General features: G+C 44.3%; 20 protein-coding genes and 1 pseudogene. 5 read left to right on the forward strand and 16 right to left on the reverse strand.

Annotation, left to right across the window (positions count from 1 at the left end; translation table 11 throughout):
* Positions 1-457: 457 nt before the first annotated feature.
* Positions 458-1,918: an alpha-L-fucosidase gene (locus tag FS628_RS00910; protein ID WP_145317723.1), complete on the reverse strand. Its 1,461-nt coding sequence runs from the start codon at positions 1,916-1,918 to the stop codon at positions 458-460.
* A 122-nt stretch (positions 1,919-2,040) separates the two neighbouring features.
* On the opposite strand from FS628_RS00910, the gene FS628_RS00915 reads away from it, so the two are divergent.
* Complete coding sequence (locus tag FS628_RS00915) at positions 2,041-2,874, forward strand: AraC family transcriptional regulator (protein WP_145317726.1); 834 nt, start codon at positions 2,041-2,043, stop codon at positions 2,872-2,874.
* A gap of 25 nt (positions 2,875-2,899) precedes the next feature.
* Here the strand turns inward: FS628_RS00915 and FS628_RS00920 are convergent, their stop codons facing one another.
* The 6 genes from FS628_RS00920 to FS628_RS00945 all read right to left on the reverse strand — a co-directional run bounded on the left by FS628_RS00920 (position 2,900) and on the right by FS628_RS00945 (position 9,516).
* Positions 2,900-4,252 carry a glycoside hydrolase family 30 protein gene (locus FS628_RS00920; protein ID WP_145317729.1) on the reverse strand — a complete coding sequence of 451 codons (1,353 nt, stop codon included), beginning with the start codon at positions 4,250-4,252 and terminating at the stop codon, positions 2,900-2,902.
* Between the two features lie 22 nt (positions 4,253-4,274).
* Positions 4,275-5,918 carry a sugar ABC transporter substrate-binding protein gene (locus FS628_RS00925; RefSeq protein WP_186327680.1) on the reverse strand — a complete coding sequence of 548 codons (1,644 nt, stop codon included), beginning with the start codon at positions 5,916-5,918 and terminating at the stop codon, positions 4,275-4,277.
* A gap of 37 nt (positions 5,919-5,955) precedes the next feature.
* Positions 5,956-6,843 (reverse strand): carbohydrate ABC transporter permease, encoded by an 888-nt coding sequence (locus FS628_RS00930; RefSeq protein ID WP_076211802.1) that lies wholly within the window; start codon positions 6,841-6,843, stop codon positions 5,956-5,958.
* Between the two features lie 15 nt (positions 6,844-6,858).
* The gene (locus tag FS628_RS00935; protein ID WP_222125162.1) at positions 6,859-7,848 is read right to left on the reverse strand and encodes an ABC transporter permease; all 990 of its coding nucleotides are present in this window, start codon (positions 7,846-7,848) and stop codon (positions 6,859-6,861) included.
* Between the two features lie 117 nt (positions 7,849-7,965).
* Entirely contained in the window at positions 7,966-8,988 is a 1,023-nt protein-coding gene (locus tag FS628_RS00940; protein WP_145317732.1) for a LacI family DNA-binding transcriptional regulator, read from the reverse strand.
* A 183-nt stretch (positions 8,989-9,171) separates the two neighbouring features.
* Entirely contained in the window at positions 9,172-9,516 is a 345-nt protein-coding gene (locus FS628_RS00945; RefSeq protein WP_145317735.1) for a thioredoxin family protein, read from the reverse strand.
* Between the two features lie 118 nt (positions 9,517-9,634).
* On the opposite strand from FS628_RS00945, the gene FS628_RS31225 reads away from it, so the two are divergent.
* Complete coding sequence (locus FS628_RS31225; protein ID WP_167350856.1) at positions 9,635-9,772, forward strand: hypothetical protein; 138 nt, start codon at positions 9,635-9,637, stop codon at positions 9,770-9,772.
* An 83-nt stretch (positions 9,773-9,855) separates the two neighbouring features.
* Here the strand turns inward: FS628_RS31225 and FS628_RS00950 are convergent, their stop codons facing one another.
* Together FS628_RS00950 and FS628_RS00955 are read right to left on the reverse strand one after the other, a co-directional pair.
* A complete protein-coding gene (locus FS628_RS00950) occupies positions 9,856-10,149 on the reverse strand; it encodes a DUF3817 domain-containing protein (protein ID WP_145317738.1) in 294 nt (97 codons plus the stop codon).
* A 205-nt stretch (positions 10,150-10,354) separates the two neighbouring features.
* Positions 10,355-11,323, reverse strand: coding sequence for a LacI family DNA-binding transcriptional regulator (locus tag FS628_RS00955; RefSeq protein ID WP_145317741.1), 969 nt, complete (start codon positions 11,321-11,323; stop codon positions 10,355-10,357).
* A 139-nt stretch (positions 11,324-11,462) separates the two neighbouring features.
* On the opposite strand from FS628_RS00955, the gene FS628_RS00960 reads away from it, so the two are divergent.
* Positions 11,463-12,914, forward strand: coding sequence for a glycoside hydrolase family 1 protein (locus FS628_RS00960; RefSeq protein ID WP_145321300.1), 1,452 nt, complete (start codon positions 11,463-11,465; stop codon positions 12,912-12,914).
* Between the two features lie 185 nt (positions 12,915-13,099).
* Here the strand turns inward: FS628_RS00960 and FS628_RS00965 are convergent, their stop codons facing one another.
* From FS628_RS00965 to FS628_RS00980, 4 genes and pseudogenes are all read right to left on the reverse strand, one after another.
* Positions 13,100-13,702: a sugar O-acetyltransferase gene (locus FS628_RS00965; protein WP_145321302.1), complete on the reverse strand. Its 603-nt coding sequence runs from the start codon at positions 13,700-13,702 to the stop codon at positions 13,100-13,102.
* Between the two features lie 49 nt (positions 13,703-13,751).
* A pseudogene (locus FS628_RS00970) lies at positions 13,752-13,888 on the reverse strand (acetyltransferase); the annotation flags it as partial.
* A 228-nt stretch (positions 13,889-14,116) separates the two neighbouring features.
* On the reverse strand, positions 14,117-15,280 hold the full coding sequence (locus FS628_RS00975; RefSeq protein WP_145317743.1) for an MFS transporter: 1,164 nt from the start codon (positions 15,278-15,280) through the stop codon (positions 14,117-14,119).
* Between the two features lie 126 nt (positions 15,281-15,406).
* A complete protein-coding gene (locus FS628_RS00980) occupies positions 15,407-16,159 on the reverse strand; it encodes a TrmB family transcriptional regulator (RefSeq protein ID WP_145317746.1) in 753 nt (250 codons plus the stop codon).
* A 206-nt stretch (positions 16,160-16,365) separates the two neighbouring features.
* On the opposite strand from FS628_RS00980, the gene FS628_RS00985 reads away from it, so the two are divergent.
* Together FS628_RS00985 and FS628_RS00990 are read left to right on the forward strand one after the other, a co-directional pair.
* Complete coding sequence (locus FS628_RS00985) at positions 16,366-16,494, forward strand: DUF4023 family protein (protein ID WP_047842809.1); 129 nt, start codon at positions 16,366-16,368, stop codon at positions 16,492-16,494.
* A 94-nt stretch (positions 16,495-16,588) separates the two neighbouring features.
* On the forward strand, positions 16,589-16,849 hold the full coding sequence (locus FS628_RS00990) for a hypothetical protein (RefSeq protein ID WP_145317749.1): 261 nt from the start codon (positions 16,589-16,591) through the stop codon (positions 16,847-16,849).
* An 82-nt stretch (positions 16,850-16,931) separates the two neighbouring features.
* Here the strand turns inward: FS628_RS00990 and FS628_RS00995 are convergent, their stop codons facing one another.
* From FS628_RS00995 to FS628_RS01005, 3 genes are all read right to left on the reverse strand, one after another.
* Positions 16,932-18,575, reverse strand: a complete 1,644-nt coding sequence (locus tag FS628_RS00995; RefSeq protein ID WP_145317751.1) for an extracellular solute-binding protein — start codon at positions 18,573-18,575, stop codon at positions 16,932-16,934.
* Between the two features lie 339 nt (positions 18,576-18,914).
* Positions 18,915-20,594, reverse strand: a complete 1,680-nt coding sequence (locus FS628_RS01000; protein ID WP_145317754.1) for a response regulator — start codon at positions 20,592-20,594, stop codon at positions 18,915-18,917.
* A gap of 4 nt (positions 20,595-20,598) precedes the next feature.
* Positions 20,599-22,347 (reverse strand): sensor histidine kinase, encoded by a 1,749-nt coding sequence (locus FS628_RS01005; protein WP_260870892.1) that lies wholly within the window; start codon positions 22,345-22,347, stop codon positions 20,599-20,601.
* Positions 22,348-22,436: the final 89 nt, after the last annotated feature.

Here is a 22,436-nt window from a genome sequence, read left to right on the forward strand (position 1 = left end):
AGACGTGAGAGTGAAAGGTTTGGGTGTTTGTGCAGTGCAACGAGAGTGAATGTCTATAAGCATTCATGTGGAAGGGTGATCTGGAGCGTTAGCAGAACGCTTGCTAAGGAGTAGTGAATCCGAATTTCGATCGTAGTTCGAGTGAGTTAGAAAACGATTTAAATTACATATACTAGTCGATTAGGAATTTAATTGGATTTTATTGGTATAGTATAGAATCATTATTCGATATATACAAGCACTTTTATTGAAAAATATAGAAAATAAGTCTATTTAATGCTTTTATGTGTCTCATGTCGCTTGTACTCTTAATTACAATTTTCGCATTCACGCAAATTCAACCATAAAAAACGGTTCAAATAGACCCTAGATTACTATCACTCCCCTCAGATAATAGTCCACTTATGAAATCACAAACAAAAAAAGAACCGACGCTTTTGCCGGCTCCCTTTCACTTCTAATCCAATTTAATTTTGAAAACGACAGGCGCAATACTCTTCACATTCGTGGTGGTGATGGTCAGTGCGTCCACTGTTCTCTCCCATTGCGGCTGTTCTTCATAGCCAAGTACCTGAATATCTTGAATGACCCCTTGAAAATGGTGAGAATTTTCCTTCAGGGATTTAATGTGCACCACCCCGTTATCCGGGTAAGCAAGTACCGTGGCATACAGATTGCTTTCTTTTACCGTAAACCGTATATCTTCACTCGTGAAAACCTTGGTATCCCCATCCGTGAATTGCCCTTCCTTCACCTCTGTTGGGCCTTCGCCATACGTACGCCAGAATGATGTATCATAGATCGCTTCCCCATTCACCTCCATCCATTTGCCAATCGTCAGCAAGATATCCCGATCTTCATCTGGTATGCTGCCATCTGCTTTGGGCCCTATGTTTAGCAGCAGATTGCCGTTTTTACTTACAATATCGACGAGATCTCGGATGATCTCTTCGGCCGTTTTGTAGTTGTTGTTTTCCGTGTAACACCATGAGTTTTTAGCGACAGCCGTATCCGTTTGCCAAAAATAAGGCTTGAGATCAGCGAATTGTCCACGCTCTACATCCGGAACAGCAGAGCCAAACATAAAGGCCTCATGTTTATAATTAATGGCTACAGGGAAGCCCCATTCTTCAGCTTTGTTATAATAATAGGCAGCGAATTTCTTAAGATAAGGTTTGAACGCAACCATTTGAATCCACCAATCGAAATAGAAGACCTTCGGCTGATATTCATCGACCAGTTCACAGCAGCGAATCAGCCAGTCTTCCAGATACTCTTCAGTTGGGGGGGAGTCATACAAGTCGAAGTGATCCTTGGGTTCCCGCATGGCAGGCCAATAGAAATCTCCACGTTTCAAAGGTTCCTTAATGTCTGAATCGAATTCCTTACCGTGAGACATGAAGAACCAATGCTCGGCACGGTGAGACGATACACACAAGGTCAGTCCTTGCTTCTCATACGCAGTCTTCATCTCACCCAGAAGATCCCGTTTGGGGCCCATTTCATATGTGTTATAGTGAGAGATAGCGCTATTGTACATCTGAAAACCATCATGGTGCTCAGCCACGGGCATAACATATCTGGCTCCAGCTTGTTTGAATAGCGTGGCCCATTCGTCTGCATCGAACTTCTCTGCACGAAACATCGGAATGAAGTCTTTATAACCAAAGTCCTTATGCGGTCCATACACCGCAAGGTGATGTTCATAGGCTTTGGAGCCCTGGATATACATATTACGCGAATACCATTCGCTATCATAAGCTGGGACGGAATATAACCCCCAGTGGATGAAAATGCCAAATTTTGCTTTTTGGTACCATTCGGGAACTTGAAAAGCGCTAAGCGAGCTCCAGTTGTCCTTAAATTTACCGCTGGCAATCGTTGCTTCGATCTGTTGCAAATATTCGTTTTTGTCCATGATATGTTCTCATCCCTTCCGTTATCGTCTGCACTTGTATTGTAGTGCTACGGCCCATGGATAGACATGTAGAACACTAACTTTTAGATGGACAATAATAACCTTGTATGGAGATGAGGATCATGAATCACCAAACTTTGCTTACGAACTACCTGTCCAATCTGCAAGTTGATTTATTCATGGTCAATTACAATCGGTGCGACACCGATTGGCGGGATCTGGATTACACGCCAGACTACAGCAAGTTTTATTTCATATGCGAAGGTGAGGGGTGGCTCAAAATTGGGAATGAAGAGTACTACCCTGCGCCTAATCAGCTTATTTTAATGCCGGAGGGAATCCAGCAGTCCTACTCGGTGATTAACGATCGTCCTTTTCTCAAATACTGGTGTCACTTTAGCGCGAAGGTGGGGGGAATTAATTTATTCCAAATCCTGAAGTTCCCGCACATCTGTACGATAGATCAACCTGAGTTGATTCAGGGGATTTTCAGCAGCATCCTTACATATGCGAAGTCTGATGAAGTCTATGCCCATATGATGGCCAAGAGCAAACTGACCGAGTTACTGTCCCACTATATAATGAATCTGGATCTGGATCAGATCTCCTTTATTAACGTGCCTGTCATGGAGAAGTTGTCTGCCATTCTGGCTTACATCGACTCCAACATCGAAGAGAATATTTCGGTTCAGGATCTGGCCCAGATCGCCTACATGCATCCGAATTATTTTATTCGATTTTTCAAGCAGCAGATCGGCATTCCACCAATCCTCTACATCACAGGCAAAAAAATCGACAAAGCCAAGGAACTGCTTACCTGCACCCCGAACACCATTACAGCCATTGCCGAGAATCTCGGATTCAGTGATTTGTATTATTTCTCCAGACAGTTCAAAAAGCATACAGGGCTCACGCCTACGGAGTTCCGCAGGCAAACTACAGTTCGGACTTCGTAGGGCGTAAGCCCTGATACTCTGCTTTTTACGTATTAGGATGAATTAAAATGGATATTGCGCTTTTGCCCTCCAATTGGAAACGTAACAGTTCTTCATTTCGCAGTTTAACCTTCACATTGCCCACCTCTTCACTATCGTTGAAGAGGACCAATGCGACAGAACCGTCAATATTTTTGAACGCCACTGAGCAGATGGAATGATTACTGGACGTCGAATCAATACGAACTGCCTTTGGACGGATCAAGGCACTAAAGTGTGCCAAGGCATAATAATCAAGTGTATACGTAAGCTCCTTCGTCTGCTGATTCACTTGCACGATACCACGACACGTACTGCGACCAAAACCAGGAACCGTAGGCCCATTATTCTCATCTAGTGCCATATTCCAAAGTACAAAGGACTTGCTATAATTGCGAAGAATCTGAATTCCCGTTCGCATCACATTTGAAAAGGCCTGCTCAAATGGCGGAATCCACTCTCCACCTGAACCTTCAGTGAAATGCACTTCTTTACCTGCAAAAGCTTCATAAACCTTCGTTTGAGCAGAAGCATCGCCCCCGTACCAATGCCAGGCTACGCCGTCCACTTCTTCTCCCGCTTGTTCCAACACGGTCAGCGGATAGTCCGGTTGATCCCAGTTGTGATCGTAACAGAGAATCTTCGTTTGAATCTCATTTTGCTCGAAGACTGGTTTGAGATGGTTTTTGATAAAGTCTGCTTGGGCTTCGGCTGGCATCAACATACCAGGATAGTGCCCTGGTTCATAAAGCGCCTCATTCTGTGGTGTGATGGCATGGATCGGTAATCCATGCTTGGCATAGGCTTGAATGTATTTCACAAAATAATCGGCATAAACCGGATACCATTCCGCCTTCAACTGTCCGGTAATCATCGATCCACTCGTTTTCATCCATCCCGGTGCACTCCATGGTGAAGCAAACAGCTTCAGTTCAGGATTCAATGCCAACGCCTTTTGCGTTAAAGGAATAACGTCCCCTTCATCATGTGCAATGCTGAATTGGGTTAATTCCGGGTCTGTCTGCTGTTCTGGCATATCGTTATAACTGTATACCGTTCTCGCATAGTCCGAAGCTCCCATCGGATTACGGATGACTGACAGCCCGATCCCTTTCTCCGGATGGAATAGTCGGGTCATGACCTCATCCCGTTGCTCATCATTCAAGATTTGGTTGATTAAATAGGCAGATGAATCGGTAAAAGAAGCACCAAATCCGTCCATCTCCTGATACGTTAACTGATCATCCAGATAAATGGTTGTTGTCTCCTTATCGGCATCCAGTGGTTTCAATTGCTCCTGGGATAGAGATACGAATAAATCTTCTTCACCCGTGGATTTGTACATTTTGAAAATCGTCATATGACTTCCCTCCACACTTCTATTATTGAATACCTAATTTTTCTTTGTTCAGTTTCATCTTCTCACTACGTACCTTCACAATCTCTTCCCAACGGTTCTCACCTAAAAATGATTTGTAAGCAGCCAGTGCATTGTCATACGAGGCATCATCCTTGGAACGTACCATACTGACCAGCGTTGTATTCCACTTCGTATTGATCGCTGACAACGCACGAGCTTCAGGTGTACCTTGATCCGGACTAATATTCTCCAGAATGAAGTGTGGTTTCAGCTTGCCTTTGCCCCACTCCTGCATCTGTTTAATGGCTTCCGGAAATGCATCTGCACTGAGTGCTTTGTGGCGGTCATGACCGAAGAACATAAATTCACCCATCCGATAATCCTTTTTGAATTGATCTGCGTTATTGAGTTGCAAGTCTTTCACCGCTGGCAGCAATTCTACGCTACCGTCGGCTTTGGTTTGGTAGGTTTCCCCCTCGATCCCGTAATTCATAAGCGTCTGGCCTTCTTCACTCAGCAAGTATGTGAATATCTGAATGGCCTTGGCCGGATCTTTACAGTCCTTGGAAATAAAATTAATCATCCATCCTGTAATCCCGGATTGATTCAATGTCGGTGCATTGCCTTTAGTGCTCTGCGGTCCATCAATGGCGATATATTCTTTGCCCGGATTGGCGCTCATATAGATCTGCAGGTTCCCTCCTTGTTGAGGTGTACCGTCGAGCAGCATGGTTGCATATTTACCGGACTTCACTTTTTCTTCAAAAGCCGTGCCATCATCCGCAAAACTGTCATCACTGATATTGCCATCTCTGTAGACGGTGTTCAATGTCTTCAACCACGTAAGATAATCTTCATCCAGATTGCGATCGTAGAACTCTCCCGATTCGGTCTCCAGCGGAACGCCGATAAAATCTTGCAACGTATCCCCGAGTGAACCTGTTCCTTCACCAATCGAGTTAAACCCAAACGGAATCAGCGCAGGGAACTCTTGCTTAATTCGTTTCATCACACTCTGGAATTCTTCTGGTGTTCCAATGACAGGGCTGCCCAGTGCTTCATATACATCCTTACGAATGATGAATGCCGTCTTGGCAGGAATGTTACCGCTATCATAATCCTCTTGCGTATTGGAATAGTTCGGATAACCATACGTTTTACCATCTGCCAACTGGAACCAGTTCAACGTATCGACAGCCGCAACTTTATTGAAGTAAGGATCATATTTCTCCGCCAGATCATTCAGCGGCATAGCCCAGGTTGCAGCTTTTTGCACCACTGGTGAATTCGAGTCAAACACCGTCAACAAGTCAGGCATATCTCCACCGGCGAAAAAGGTATTTAACTTGGTATCATCACCCGTGATAAATTTAATATTGATGTTCAGATCCTCTTTGATTTTCTTGGTAACAATATCCTTGCCAAAGTCGGTGTTCCACCAGTCTGCATTGACGTACCAGGTCAGGTCGGTAGCCTCTTCCTTTTTGTCCAACTGCCAAGCCGGCTTTTCCGGATCAACCGTATAGCGATCTTCAATGGATACCCAATTCCCTTCACTGGAGCCCCCCGATCCACCGCTGCAACCTGTAATCATAAGTACGGCTGTGAGCAGTGTTGTCAACAATTTAATTCCTTTTTTGCCTGATGCCTTGTTCAACTTCAACATGTTTTTGTTCCTCCTCAAAATGGGGTATTTGGTTCTCTTATTCCTTGACCGCACCCAGCATCATTCCAGAGATAAAGTATCTCTGAACGATGGGATAGATCAGTACAATAGGTAGTGTCGTAATGACAATGGTGGCTAGCTGCACGCCTTTGGTCGTTGTTTCAATAACAGCCGAACCCCCGACATTTTGCATGGATTGTGTCTGGGACTGAACGATAATCTCATACAGCATCATCTGAAGTGGATACAGTGACTGATCGGTAATATATAACTTGGTCGTCATGAAATCGTTCCATTGCCCTACGCCATTGAATAGCGCAATTGTGGCCATGGCAGGCATGGAGAGTGGAATGAATATTTTCAGGAAAATATGCCAATCCCCTGCACCGTCAATCTTGGCCGATTCTTCCAGCGAATCCGGGACATTTCGGAAGAAATTCATCAGAATCACGACATCATAGAAGCTGAATAACGCCGGGATAATGTACACCCAGAAGCTGTTAAGCAGGCCAAGTGATTTGATTAACAAATACGTCGGGATCATGCCGCCTGAGAAGAACATTGTAATAACACCCATGGCAACGTATAATTTACGGCCTCTTATGTACTTTTTGCTCAGACCGTAACCAACCATGGCACAGAAGAACACATGTGTAACAACGCCAATCGTTGTTTTGGAAACCGATATGAAGAAGGCCTGCCAGATGCCCTGATCGTTGAATACAGCTCTGTAATTCTCCAGCGAGAATTCCGGTGACCAGAAGATGAATCCACCTTCCGCCAGCGCTTTGCCTGAACTAAAGGAAGAGATGATGACATTCCATAGAGGAACCAGAATAACGACCGTACAGATGATTAGCAATATCATGTTTAAGGTATCAAAGATCCGACTATCAAGATCTTCTTTTGCCACCTTTCCATTCACGCGGGATGCCTCCTTCTACAACACAGATTGATTATCGTTTAGTTTGCTCGTAATTTTGTTCGCCGTGACGAGTAGAATGACTGAGATGATGGAGACACCCAAGCCAACGGCCGTTGCATATGAAAAGTCACCCTGAGACATCCCCATACGATAGACGTACGAATTGATGACTTCCGCTTTGTCGCGGTTCTGGGAGTTCATGAGAACCAGTGTCTGATCCAGATTCGACCCCAATAAACCGCTTACAGTTAGAATCAGATTTAAGCTGATGATCGATTTCATGTTGGGTATGGTGATATTCCAGATCTGTCTAAGACGGCTTGCACCATCGATTTTGGCAGCTTCATAATACGTAGGATCAATCTTCGCCATGATCGCCAGATACAGGATCGTTCCCCAACCTGCTTCTTTCCAAATATCCGATAAAGTAGCAATCCACCAGTACTTGCCTGCATCCAGCAAGATGTTCTGCGGTTGAGAGATCACTCCCAGGCTAAGTAACAATTGATTAAATAAGCCCGTTGTTGAAAACCAGGTAATCAGCATTCCCCCAAGTACGATCCAAGACAAAAAGTGGGGTAAATATGAAACCGTTTGCACAAACTTCTTGAATCGTCCGCTGTTTAACTCATAGATCATGATCGCGAGAATGATAGGAATGACGAACCCGATTCCCAGTTTCAAAAAACTAATCCCCAGTGTATTCACGACTGCATCCCAGAAATATTTGTCTGACAAAATGATTCTGAAATTATCCAGCCCTACCCAAGGAGCGGTAGCCAGCGTATCAATGACCGTGTAATTTTTGAAGGCAATCGTCAAACCGTAAATCGGGATATAACAGAAAATAATCATAAAGATAATGCCCGGGATAATCATCGATTGAATCTCCCATTGTCTCCGATAATCTACTATGAATTCTTTGATCCGTTGTCCGATGGGCTTCTTGCCATTGGGATTGATCGCATTTTTACCGGTTGATCTCTCTACAGCTAATTTTTCCACGTTCTTTTACTCCCCTCCATCTGCTACATTGTCATAAAAACGTTTTTATTTTTCGACATAAAAACTCCCTTTGTTTATATTTATGTAAAAAAAGACCGGAGAAGAAGCTAAGTCAACTTATGTACGGTAGCCTTTCCGGTCGATCTTCACATGGCTTGAACCTCGAACCACCAGCTCACCCGCCAATTTCTGTGCAGCCCCTTGTTCTTTCTCCTTGATCATGCCCACCAGTTGATTGATGGCCAGGATACCCTGTCTCGCAATTTGATTTCTTACCGTTGTGAGCGGTGGAGAAAAATACTGTGCGATATCAATATCGTCGAAACCCACGACACTAACGTCTTGAGGCACTTCAAAGCCCTCAGACTTCAACGCATGCATACAGCCAATTGCACTCAAGTCATTCCCTGCAAGAAATGCATCAGGCCGCTTGCCGGGATGCAAGTGAAGAAAAGATTTTATAGCACTATATGTGCTATCCTCCTCGAAATACCCCTGTATAATGTAATCTTCATCGATTGGAAGCTGGTATTCACGCAGGGCAGCCAGATAGCCATCTCTACGCTGTACACTGTCAAACATCGTATCCACACCCGAAATATACGCAATGTTCTTGTGCCCCAGCCCAATTAAATACTTGGTAGCTTCGTAAGCCGCCACGTACGAGTCAAAAATGACACTTCCCATCGTATCGCTCTGATAGACCCGATCCAGAAAAACAGCCTTGATCTTGTCTTTCTCCATGGCGATAATATCTTGCTCATCGATCCGAAGCTCTTCGTAGATAATGACACCATCCACCCGTCGACCCAGAATATTACTCATAATAACGTGTTTATCCTTGGTCACAAATACATTCAGCCCGTACCCCAGACGATCACATTCACGAGACATCGACTCCACCAGCTTATAGAAATATGGACCCGATACACTTGTGGTGAAAAATCCCAGCATCTTGGTTTGACCTGATTTCAACAGCTTACCGTTCAGATTGGGCACATAATTCAATCGCTCTGCCACCTTGAGAACATGCGATTTGGTCTCCGGGTTCAAGACATCTACACCATTCAAGGCGTTAGAGACCGTCGATATGGATACGCCAGCTTCCCTTGCTACATCTTTTATCGTTATCTTTGCCATAAGTTTTGTTCCTTTGCTATAAAAACGTTTTTATAATGTTTAAATTATCATAAAACCGTTTTCATGGCAACACTTTAATTTGTGAGTTCATGCATCACGTACTTTATGTATAACCATACGTTACTGCGGGCGCAAAAAAAAAACGGCTCACGTGTGAGCCGCCGTTCATGAAGCTTTAGCTTACTATTCCCCATCCTGGATATACATGGAGTGAATCTGTTGCAGTTGCTCCTCCAAACGTTCCAAGCGAACAAAGCGATCCGCTCGAATGTATTCCTTCTGCTCCACAATCATGATCATTGTTGGAACGGTAAAAATAAGAAACTTGGAAGCAACCTCTTCCACTTCATTAGCATTAATGTGACCCAGGTATACCGATGGATAAGGTTCAAGCAACGCCCTGATCTTGGGGAGTAAAGCGTGACATACACTGCACTCTGGACGAGATACATACAAAAAAACCAATTCATGTTGTTGAATAGCTTCTTCAACCATTTCTATGGATGTTAACTCATGAATATCTTTCATAGAAGCTCAACCCTTTCAGTCATTCAATAGCTTGCTCATTTAAACTTTTACTTTTCAAGTATAGCCTATGTGCGTTAGAATCAAATGGAATATATCCCCATATGAAAGAGGTTATGGTATGAAGAAATCATTCTTATTCCTGTTCACTGCCCTGGTTGTTGTTACTTCCTTCTCGGCATATGCCCCTGTGTCGAATGCTTCTGGCGATATTGGCGTAAGCCTGCTGTCTGATCGTCAGCAAGGTACAGTGAAATAAAACTCGCATCGAACTCAACAGGCGACCTGTTCGGATATGATCCGTAGTTGGTCGCCTGCTTTGACTTTTCTTCTATTGGATGTTTACTTCCAATCTTTCTTCCGAAGATAGGATTCAAATACGAAAGTTCCAAAAGGCAATAGACCGGCGAGTCCACCCATCAACCAGCGCGTGATCTTCCACTTTTTGACCACAGCCAAATGCACTAGCGCAATAAGGTACAAAGGAAATAAAATACCATGAATCATGCCCATTACGGCTACAGCGGAAGAGATATCTGCAAAATATTTCAGAGGCATAGCAATAAAAATCAACAGAAGTAATGATACGCCCTCCCATATGCCCGCAATTCTGAATCGGCCTGTCACTGTCTTCATAAAGTCCATTCTCACCTTTCCCGCAGATCGTTTGTGAAATATGTAACTTGTAACATGATACGAAAACTTCACGCCACATCTTTGTACAGAGATGTCGTTCTGAAGCTCATATTCAGTATAACGTATGACTCGGAATCGAAGATGCTTCAAATTTGAATAATTATTGAATCCGTAATCGCTGCTTCCTACATCAGGTGTTACGGATTCAAGTCGTCTCACGTTCAATCAGCTGGTATGTCAGCTGTTCGGTCTGTAACTCCGTTTTACCCAATACGGCCCACAATTGATGAAAAGCCTGGGTGGCCTGCTCCGCAATGGGATTGTGTATGGTCGTGATTCCGAGAACACGGGAAAGTTCGATATCATCGAACCCAACAATGGCGAGTTGTTCCGGTACCTGAATATTCCTTCTGCGTGCTTCACTCAAAATGCCGATGGCTGCATAATCATTCGAACATAATACGGCCTGTGGAAGTTCTGACCCCTCTGCCATTCTTCGCAACGCCTCTTCGCCATCTGACGAGCTAAATACGGAATATTGATACGCTTCAGTCCACACATGCAACCCTCTGCTCTTCATGAAAGATTCATAGGCTTCACGGCGGCTCTGGGTATTCAGACTTTCAGCTCTGCCGAATACATTGGCAATTCGGGTGTATCCTCTAGAAAACAGATGCTCCAGAGCTAACTTATACCCTTCTGCCTGATCCATAGCAACAGACGGAATCTCATCATTCCCCATTCGCTGCCAGGAGACAATGGGTCCATACTCACGATATTCCTTCAATTTGCGAGGGTTATTGACACAAGCAATAATAACAAGCCCATCCACTCGTTTGCTGCGCAGATCTTCGAACGCCTGCAATTCAATCTCCGGATCTCCACGGGATGTATAGATAATCGTCTGAAATCCGAAATCCATGGCTGTATCTATGAATTGATTCATGAATGTAAGAATGATCTCACTCGTGGTAGAGGTCACAATTCCAATCTGCTTCGTCTGTCCTGTAGATAACGATACCGCATTCCGGTTGGGAATATAATTCAATTGTTTCATAATATCCGTTATGATCTGTCTTGCTTCATCACTAACATGCGGAGAATGATTAATCACGCGTGACACTGTCGCTTTTGAGTAACCGGACCGCTTCATAATTTCATCGAACTTGGACATCGGAGACTCCCTTCTTGCTAACCAACTATAGAATAATAGTATGCCTTAATTTGGGGTCAAAAGTAAAACTTGACGTGTAACCCGTTACAACGTTTAAGCTTTTTTTATGTCATACATGAATCATCTTAAAATCAATTTGATGAATGGAGCGATACACTTGAGCAACTCTCAAAATCAAACCTATCAATTCCCGGAAAACTTCCTGTGGGGTGGCGCAATTGCAGCCAACCAGGCTGAGGGTGCATACAATCAAGGCGGCAAAGGATTATCTACACAGGATGTAGCTCCCAAAGGCATCATGGGTCCAATCACGGAAGAACCCACTGAAGATAACATGAAACTGATCGGTATTGATCTGTATCATCGCTATAAGGAAGATGTGAAACTGTTTGCAGAGATGGGCTTCAAAGTTTTCCGTACTTCCATTGCTTGGTCCCGGATTTTTCCGAAAGGGGACGAGCTTGAGCCGAATGAAGAAGGATTGCAGTTCTACGATGATCTGTTTGACGAGTGTCACAAATACGGGATCGAACCACTGGTTACGCTCTCCCACTATGAGACACCGCTGCACCTGTCCAAAGAATATGACGGTTGGGTTAACCGGAAAATGGTTGGATTCTATGAGCGTTATGTAACTGCCGTATTTAAACGTTATAAGAACAAAGTAAAATACTGGCTTACTTTTAACGAAATCAACTCAATTCTCGAAGCACCATTCATGAGTGGAGGCATCTACACACCGAAAGAGAAGCTTAGCAAGCAAGATCTGTATCAGGCGATCCATCATGAGTTTGTAGCTAGTGCTTCTGCCGTGAAGCTCTGTCATGAGATCATTCCTACGGCACAGATTGGTTGTATGATGCTCAGTATGCCTACCTACCCGCTAACACCGAATCCAGACGATATGATCAAAGTCATGGAATTCGAGCACAGCAACTATTTCTTCGGCGATGTACACGTAAGAGGTCGCTACCCTGGATATATGAAACGTTATTTCCGTGAAAATGGGATCGAGATTCAGATGGAAGCTGGCGACGAGGAAATGCTGCTGAATACGGTAGATTTCATCTCTTTCAGTTATTACATGAGCATCTGTCAGACGGTAGATCCGGACAAACAAGTCACAGGTGAAGGTAACCTGCTTGGGGGTGTGCCTAACCCTTATCTGCCAGCAAGTGAATGGGGATGGCAGATCGACCCGCAAGGCTTGCGTTATGTCCTCAACATGTTCTATGACCGTTATCAGAAACCACTGTTTATTGTCGAGAATGGCCTGGGAGCTGTGGACGAATTGATCACGGGTGCTGACGGCGAGAAAACCGTTGAAGATGACTACCGAATCCAGTATCTGAATGATCATCTGGTTCAGGTTGGCGAAGCCATTGAAGATGGCGTGGAAATTATGGGGTACACCTCATGGGGTTGTATCGATGTTGTCAGTGCGTCCTCTGCCCAGTTGAAAAAACGTTATGGCTATATCTATGTCGACCGTCATGATGATGGATCAGGCACACTCGAACGCTACCGCAAGAAATCCTTCCATTGGTACAAAGAAGTGATCGGTAGTAACGGAAAAAGCTTGAAACGTTAAGATCTTATAAATCACATGTAGCAGAACATTCCTACTATCCTCCAGACAAATCACATGAAAAGGTCGGTTATTCGATGCCTTGGCATGTTTTCTGTCCGGGGGATTTTATATTTATTTTCAAAAAGAAACACCCGATGATACACATCGGGCATTCTCATTGGCTACTACCACTACCACGTTCTTCACTATATGTTCTTCACTACATCCCTGCTGTACTTTCTTTTGTCTTCTTCCGTTATTTTGCGAATGACCCTGCAAGGATTACCCGCAGCAATCACACCAGACGGTATATTCTTGGTCACTACGCTTCCTGCTCCGATAATCGTATTGTCTCCAATCGTCACGCCGGCAAGAACTGTCACACCGCCACCGATCCACACATTATTCCCCACCGTGATGGGTCCAACAATCTCCAGACCTTCATTGCGCTGCTCAACATCAAAAGGGTGGCCTGCAGTATAGAATCCGCAATTTGGAGCAACAAAAACGTTATCTCCAAAACTGATTTTTCCTCCATCCAGCATGACAATATTATGATTGCTGTAGAAATTCTCACCAATTTCAATATTATAGCCGTAATCACATACAAATGGCTGTTCAATCAGGAAACGGTCTGTCGTTTTCCCGAGCAGTTTCTTGATTAACGCTTCTCTTTCATTGATCTTGCCTGGATGGAGCTGGTTGTATTCGTAACAAAGCCCTTTGGCATGTAAACGCTCTTCAATTAACTCTTGATCATAATTGGCGTTATACAAGAGCCCTAATTGAGATTTTTCTTTTTCAGTCATCATTTCGTAAGCACTTCCCATCTTCTATCTTAAATAAGTTAAAGCTCTCGTTGTCTCCAATGGTAACCCCCGGATTAATAACGGCTCTACCACCAATCCATACATATTGCCAATCGTGACTGGCTTACCATAATGAGAAGCCGTATAGATATGTACATCTGGCCCCATTAAGCATTTTTTGTTTATCCGGCTTCGTAGTCATGGTCACTGCTCCTTTGGTACACATCATGTCATTCAACATTAGATAATACTTTTTAAAACTATTTTAATTATATAGAATACCATGAATAAAACAAGTCTTCCTCTATATGAAAATGGTTTATTGTACTCTCGCGTACTCTAACGAAACAACAAAAACCTCTACACCCATTCGATTATGGAAATGCAGAGGTTCAAGCTTTTGACGTATTTATTCTAGGCAACCGCCCGAACTGTTTTTTCCTTAACGCTGATGGCATAGATGGCAGACACCAAACCAAGCAGTATCAGAACAGAACCAACCCATCCAGTATTCAAAATCGATGAATGATCAATCACCATGCCGCCGATATAGGTACCCAGTGCAATACCTGCATGTGCAATACCTGAATTGGTACTGATTAGCGTTTCGGCTGTTTCCGGCGAAGTTTTGATAATGAGACTATTCTGAACGGGCGTAACCGTCCAGCTCAATGCACTCCAGATGCTTAACAATAGCAGGAAGGCGATCAAAGGCAATCCTACGCTGAACGGAATGACAGCCATACTCACAATAAAGGGAATCAGAACAATAACAATGGCTTTAGCAGGGTGCAGACGATCGGATAACATGCCCCCGATGCCTCCCCCTGCAACAGCGGCAATCCCAAACATCATATAGATAAACGTAACCATCGTGGCGCTGGCACCCAGCGTTTCTTGCAGGAATGGCGTGAAATACGCATATAGAGTCAAGTGACCCGCCAGTACAAGCAAAGTCGTAGCATGGATCGCCAACATTTTCGGATTCCACAGAGCCGTAAGCTGTTTCTTCAGGGATACAGCAGGAATAGGCTGCACACGGTCCATTGCAATCCAGATGGCTACCATAACCACTGCAGTCAGAATAGCAATCAGCATAAACACCTCACGCCAACCTGCCAAGTTGCCTACAAAGATACCTAGGGGCACACCCAGGATAAGCGATGCACTGCCTCCCATGGTAATGATCCCCACGGCACGTCCTTTATATTGTGGTTCCACAATGCGCGCTGCAAGGGTTAGGGAGAGCACAAAAATAAGTGAGCCCGTCGCGGCTCCAAGCGCTCTACCCGCCATCAGCATGTAGAAGCTGGTACTGAATGCAGAGATCAGGTTACTGATTAAAAATACAAATAGCGTACACATATATACCTTTTTACGTTCAAATCTGGCTGTCATATTTAATAAAATCGGCGCAGACAACGCATAGACAAGAGAGAAAATAGAGATTAAGTACCCGGCCTTCGCCAGGGAAAGATGAAGATCCGTAGCAATCAGGTCCAGAATTCCGCCCAAGATCAGTTCAACGGTTCCGACCACAAATGCTGCGATAGCAAGCACATATACTTTCTTATTCATGTTGAATCCTCCTCGAAAAGTTACAACTACGATAGTAACCTATAAAAATGAAAGTTTCAACACTTATTTTCATTATCGTTTTCATACGAAGAGATAACAAAAAAACTATTCTCTGAGAGAATAGTTTTAATAGATCAACCTGGTAAGCAGTCGCTCGATCTCCGCATCCTGTAATAGTTGGTCACCGTATTTTTTGGTAATTTGAGTAAGGGCAACATCATGGTAGAAATAATCGGTCATTGCTTTGACAATCGGTTTGGACATCGTCTTGATCGCTCTCCATGAATCGTGCTCCACACCGGCAAACAGCAGATACGCATGATCCACAATGAGCAACTGTGAAGGCTCTGGCGCGTCGAGCAATGGAATCAACGAGTATTTCCGGGTTAAGGATGTCTCCATTCCCCCAACGGCAAGCACTTCAACGTACACGCCCTGCTTTTCTTTCTGCTCCAGCAGTTCACGATATTTCTCCATTCGCTCGTTCCAGGCGAGAAAAAGAATCGATGAGTCTGCCTCCTCGATAAGCTGTTCAATATTCGATGCAATGGACGACTCATCTTTTAACGTCCAGATATGTTCATCGGTGAATGTACGTTTGATTTTGTAACGCTTCAATTCCTCAATATCTTTCTCGAAATCTGCCTTAATCTTATGAATAATGGACTGAAGATCCACGGCCATATATAATTTTTTCTTCCCATCCATCGTTGTTAGCACCGTTCCCTTGTCGATTAGACGGTTGAGCACTTCATAGATCTTGGCTTTGGGGACGTTGGAGTGATTAACAATGGATGTGGCATCAAGCGGTTCATCCTGTGCAAATATAGCCTCATAGACCTGACTTTCATATTGTGTAAAACCGAATTTCTGCAACATGTCTGGATAGGCGCATCCCTTCTTATTGTGTCTGGTCTATCTAGTTTAGACGGCTGTACTGCCCATGTCCAGTATGTCCCAATTGACCTTGGTGAAAGTCGTATCGCAATAAACATTAGGCATGTACCTCAAATAAAATTACTTTTCAATGGTTATATTAAGAATCGGAATACACATTTCGCTTATGAAAGGAGTTGTAGGAACAGATGGAGAGTACTCAAGATTTTGTGAAAAAAGTTAACGAAAATGCCGAAAAAGCACGCCATAACAAAAACAATGGTAAAGGAACTCCGGGGGACAAGTTACCATCGAAGCAACACTCCACGAATAAGTAGGGTCTATTTATTAAACAGCATGTCTATGGTCTAGCACCTTTTCATCCTTTTTTCATCTACTATTAAGAACCTTAATAGAAAAGAGATGATTAGGATGGCTCGTGTCAATGCTGTTCCACAACCGGATCTGGTATTAATCTATTGGTCTAGAAATCCGCTCATTCCCGGTTCTGCGCGCAGAATCCAAAGTGTGCGTGTAATTGGTAATACATCTCCATGTACGTTCACACTGGTTCCCGGTGCACGGCTGATCAATGCACTGAACTGCTTGCTGGACAATGATATTGGATTCAAAGTGGTATACCGCTACAAAACGTCTGAAATCAGTGGGGTTCTGTTATTGAAACGCAGATAATCCCAATTAAAAAAACGGTGCCTCCCCTTAGGGGAGCGCACCATTTCCTATTTTTTCTTTGATCTTATGAAATTCAACCCTTTTATTGGTTAGCTGCGATGGTGTCGTTCACTTCTTGTGTGATCTGATCCCCGCCAAGTTTCTTCCAATTGGCTACAAAGTTATCGAACTCGTCAATCGACAAGTTACCATAGATGATTTTCAGAAACGTCTCGGCTCTCAGTTTATCGAGTGTTGCCTGTTTGGTATTCATCGTTCTCGTTGGTGCATAGATGAATTCATTCATGACAATCAGGTCATTATCCCGATAGTATTTAATCACACCTTGTGAACTCTCCGGGCCAAAGATACGCTCCATATGCCACTTATCGAGATTCCCATTCCGATAATCCATAATATCGTCATAGAACAGCTTCGCTTCGAGTTCCAATCCGGAGGTGTCTCCTGTTTTGAGCGCCTGCTCTACTTCATCCTGTGCTTTCACATTTTTGTTGGCTGGCAGGTTGGAGACTGTCGCATTATGAAAACCAAGACCTGTCAGTCCATTCAAATAAGCAGCCCGTTCTTCCTTGGCAGACTCACCGAACATTTTTTCAGCCTGGAAATTAAGCAGTTTAATCAACGCTTCTGGATGCTCGTAGCCTTTGCGAACGGCAAATATACCGCCCAGACTAAGATGATTCTGTGTTTTGGCTGGCTGATCATCAATCGATTTAACCGGGTAAGCCATCCAGTCGATGTTCTTGTCTTTCTTAATCATGCTGCTAACCTGAAATGGTGCCCATTGTGGCAGGAAGAACATGCCTGACTTGCCTGCATTCACATCCTCCATCATTTTAGCAAAATCCTTCACGCCAAATTCGGGATCAAGCACACCCTTCTGATACAGAGTCTGAAGCTCACGCAATCCTTCTTTCACTTCCGGTTGGATCGTTCCATTCACGACTTGACCTGAAGCATCCTTAATCCAGGTTTCGAGATAACCATGATAGCCGAGCAAGAACGCGTTTATTGGTAAATCTTTGTTCAAGGCAATGCCGTACGTATCATCTTTGCCATTTCCGTCTGGATCTTCGAAGGTAAAGGCTTCTGCAATCTGGATAACATCTTGCATGGATTTGGGTGCCTCAAGACCGACCTTTTTCAGCCAATCCTGGCGTATCCAGATCATATCTGAAGAATCCAGTGAGCCTGGGAAACTCACCATGGCGTATATTTTGCCATCCTTCGTTACCGGCTTCAGACCTGCTCCATCCTCAGCGGACATGAACTCCTTCACCAGTTCGGATGCATACTTGTCATATACTTCGGTCAGATCCTCCAGCATTCCCGCTTCATGAAGTTGTTCGAATTGAACAGCACTCACTTTCAGTACATCCGGCAGATCACCACTCGCCAGCGTGACATTCATCTTATCGTTATAATTGGCATCCGGAACAATCCATTCGTATGTTACATCAATACCGAGCTCATCCTTGTACCCTCTGGTCCAGATATTGTTGGCGTGTGTATCTCCTTGGGCGAGCGATTCTTTCCCCGTTTCATTCATGGTGGAAGTCAATTTAATGGGTGGGTCATATTTCGTAAGTGGTCCTCCCGCATCCTGCTGCACGTTCGGCTCAGCTTCATTCTCGGCACTTCCCGCACCAGACGAACAGGCAGCAAGCGTGGTGGCCAGCACCATGGTTAATGTTAACAATGAGAACTTCTTGAATGATATATTCATGCGAATCCCCCTTTTTTTCTCCTCCCGTGAGGTATATAAGATGAACTTTAAATATTAAACATCCACTCCGATAGCAGAATAACCTTCCGATCACTGTTATCCCCAGATTTCCTTTATCCCTTTTTCCAAGGGAGAAATCTGTTGATAGAGGCGAGTTAATGCTTACGAAGTAGCTTTCCACAGAAAGCTTTTAGCTCCGCTTCTTCAGGTTTTTTCTGCTCTCTCCGTTCATGGTTTAAATTAACTCATCTTATATATAATTTTATCTTACAAAGAAAGCGCTATCACTTCGAGTGTATCCCGTTGACATCTGGTATCTTTGATTTACCATTTGAGACATTAACTTTTCTGATCCCGATACTCTTGAGGGGTACAGCCTGTTGCTTTTTTGAAGAAACGATAAAAATAATGCTGATCACTAAATCCAAGCTTCGCAGATATTTCATGCATCTTGCAAGAAGAACCCAGAAGCAACTCTTTGCTTCGCTCCACTCTACGGTCATGGATGTAGTCGGATATGCCCTTGCCTGTAATTCGTTTGTACCAACGCGACAGATAAGAAGGGTTAAGAGAGACTTCCTGTGCGATCCGTGTGAGTGAAAGGTCATCCTCCAGATGGTGCTTGATGTAATGATGGATCGTGATCAGAATCTGTGATTGGTCGTTCACGCGGGCATCGCTTCGTTTGGAGATCATCCATTCGTATGCCGATTGATAGAAGATGATCAGATCGGACCATGCGGTATGGATGTCAAAATGCAGCATTCGGGACAGCGATATTTCTTCCATTGCCGTCTCATACAACCCTAGTTCATGCAGGACTTCAATGAGTATACTAGCTGCACCCGTATACGTTTTCATGCGAAAGAACGGATCTTGAAGTCCCTCCTTCGCAGCCTCGGTCCATTTATGGAATGACTCTATCCATTCCCGGTCCCCGGCGGTTATTCGCTGTTTGATCTGATCCAGATGCAGAGCTACAACACCCTGTTGATTCATAATGCTAGGGGTATAAGGCAATTCATTCTGGATATTTACACGCAGCAGCTTCTCCATCCCAAGCCCGGGGCTCTCATGAATCGAAAGGCGTAACTGCGCGATCGCCTGATTAACCCTGCTCCACTCTACCGCCTGCTCGCTGACCATGATGGATACAGACAGGTTCAGGCAGTCCGCACAGGATTGCTGCACAGACTCCAGTGTGCCATAGACAAAACGAAGGGTCTGTACCCAGCTATCCTTCTGACTCCCTCGTTCCCCTTGCGTATTAGATACGTGTGACGGATGCGTCTCTTGCGATTGAATAAAGCACGCGATGACCTGAGTGTCCAGATCAATCGCCTTCACCTTGGCCTTGTCCTGCAGCAGTTCCTCCGCAACATTGGCAACGGCATAGCGGATTAGACTGCGATCCGCCTGGGATTGATAGTTGTTCCATTCTTCTACCCGGATGATCACTGGAATAACGAGTTGATCGGATTCGAAAGGTAGCTGTACAGCATCCAGTTCTTCTTGAAGTGAAACGGTATCATGTCTATCCGTTCGCTTAAGCACATCCAGCAGCAATTGACGCTGTAACTGGGGCAGCGCTCGCGGTAATTTACTGCGAAACCAGGCAGCTTGGTAGCGAAAATCATTCTCTTCCGAGATCTGTGCTAATGCCCGTTCTACTGCAGCCCGAATGTGATTCATGCCCTCTGTCTTTAAAAGGTAATCAACAACGCAAGGATTTCGAATAGCTTGGTGTGCATAATCGAATTCGTTATGTCCCGTCAGTAATAGAACTTTGCATCGTGGCCACCGATCCATAATCTGCTCAATCAACTGCATGCCATCCATGCCAGGCATACAGATATCGCTGAGTACAATATCAATCTTTACCGAGTTCAACCAATCAATAGCTTCATAGGCAGAGTATGCCTTGATTATCTCCATGTCCTGAAGATTTGCTTTTTGAAAGAACGCATACAGTCCGTCCAGAATAACGGGTTCATCATCAACAATAAGCATCCGCTGCATAACGCTACTCCCCTTTCCATGGAATCTTCACTATAATGCACAACCCACCGAGCTCACTTCGCTGCGCAGTAAGACCATAGGCAGCCCCGAATTTGATTTTTAATCGCTGATTCACATTCATGAGCCCGGTTATCTCTTCGTTTCCATGTTTCCGCTCTGTTTCCTCGAAGGCAGATTGCAGGTAATTCAATGTTTCGTCGCTTAACTGATCCCCGTCATCCTCAATGCGAATGGACAGGTTATCCTGATCTTGTTGGTACGAAATCTGTAAAATACCTCCCTGGCTACGTTTAGCTAGTGCATGCTCAAACACATTCTCTACAATCGGCTGAATCATGACTCTGGGAACAGAAATAACTCTGTACTTTGCATCCAGATCCTCCAATTCCAATTGAATCCTCGAACCAAACCGGATTTTCTGAATGGATGCATAAACCAGCGCATGATCAATCTCAGCCCCCAACGATACCTCCGTATGAGAATCCCGGGACATATATCTGAAATATTGACCCAGGTAGTCGGTGAATTCCTGAATGAGCTCCACATTCTCCACCTCAGCCATTTGCTTGATGCTGAACAGACTGTTGTATAGAAAGTGAGGTTGAATCTGGGATTGCAGGTGCTTGAGTTCCGCCTCACTTGTTCGAATCCGTGCAACATAATTCTCATCGATCAAAATATGTAAGCGCTCTATCATATGGTTGAATCGGGAGTATAAATAGCCGAATTCATCCCTTCTGGATGAAGGAATATGTACGCTTGTCTGGCCCTGCTCTGCCATCCTGAATCCTCGAATGAGCACCGCTAAGGGTTGGTGAATCGATCGGTAGATCGAAAACGAGAAGACAATAATGATCACAACCGACATGAAGGTCACCATCCATAACCATACGTTGTATTGTTCCAGCGGTGCGCTCAGCACATCTTGCGGAATAGTGGCTGTCAGCGTGAATGAGTGATCCTTATCATGTAACGAATAATAGAGATATGAATCAGATTGAAACTTCGTAACTTGCATGGACTCGGACGGTTCTGGCGAAACTGTTCGAATCGGTTTTACTGGTGCTGGGTGCTCTGAAGAAGAGATCACTACATGTTGCTGTTCACCAAAACTCAGTGTAATCTCACTTTCGCCCGTTTCCGATAGCTGCTGCAAACGATGTTTCAGTTCTTCAGCAGACAAGCGTATCCCTAATATGAAATTGGGTGGCTCCTCATGGTTCATGTTATACGGATTACTTTTCAGGAAATAGAGATCGTTATTGGAATGCGATAATTCGCCATTCAGATTCCCCATCGTCGCGAGCAGATTTTTCCACTCGGTATCCTCTACGTCCCGAATCCCGTCCGCGGCACTGACTCGTTTATGCAAAGCGGGAACATAATACACCACATCACTAATGTAGGGACTTGTCACCATAATCTGACCCAGCTTATTGTGAATGTTGTTCAGACTGGACGTGACTTCATATCTGCTCATAATCGCGGCTCGTGTACTTAGCGTGGACATGGGTTCATCAAATGAAAATTCGGTAACCAGCGCACTCATTCGCTCCAATTCGAATTGCAGATGATTATGGTAGAAGTACAATTTGGACTCATGTGCCTTCTCCACTTCCGTCTGCATTTGTTTGGAGCTGAGTTGCGTAATCATAATGCTTATCCCGTACAAGGGCAGAATGACCAGTACAAAAGCAATCATCAGTTTGACGACAATGGATGACTCTTTCCATCTCCCCCGGATGAATCGCAATGTTTCCCTCCTCCTCTCCTCACTCTCTCTCCTCAATAGCAAAAAAGGAGCCAGAAATCGGCTCCTTCCATCGATCGGTCTTCCTCCTA

It is taken from the genome of Paenibacillus xylanexedens, from assembly GCF_007676705.1.
GTDB classification, from domain to species: Bacteria; Bacillota; Bacilli; order Paenibacillales; family Paenibacillaceae; genus Paenibacillus; species Paenibacillus xylanexedens_C.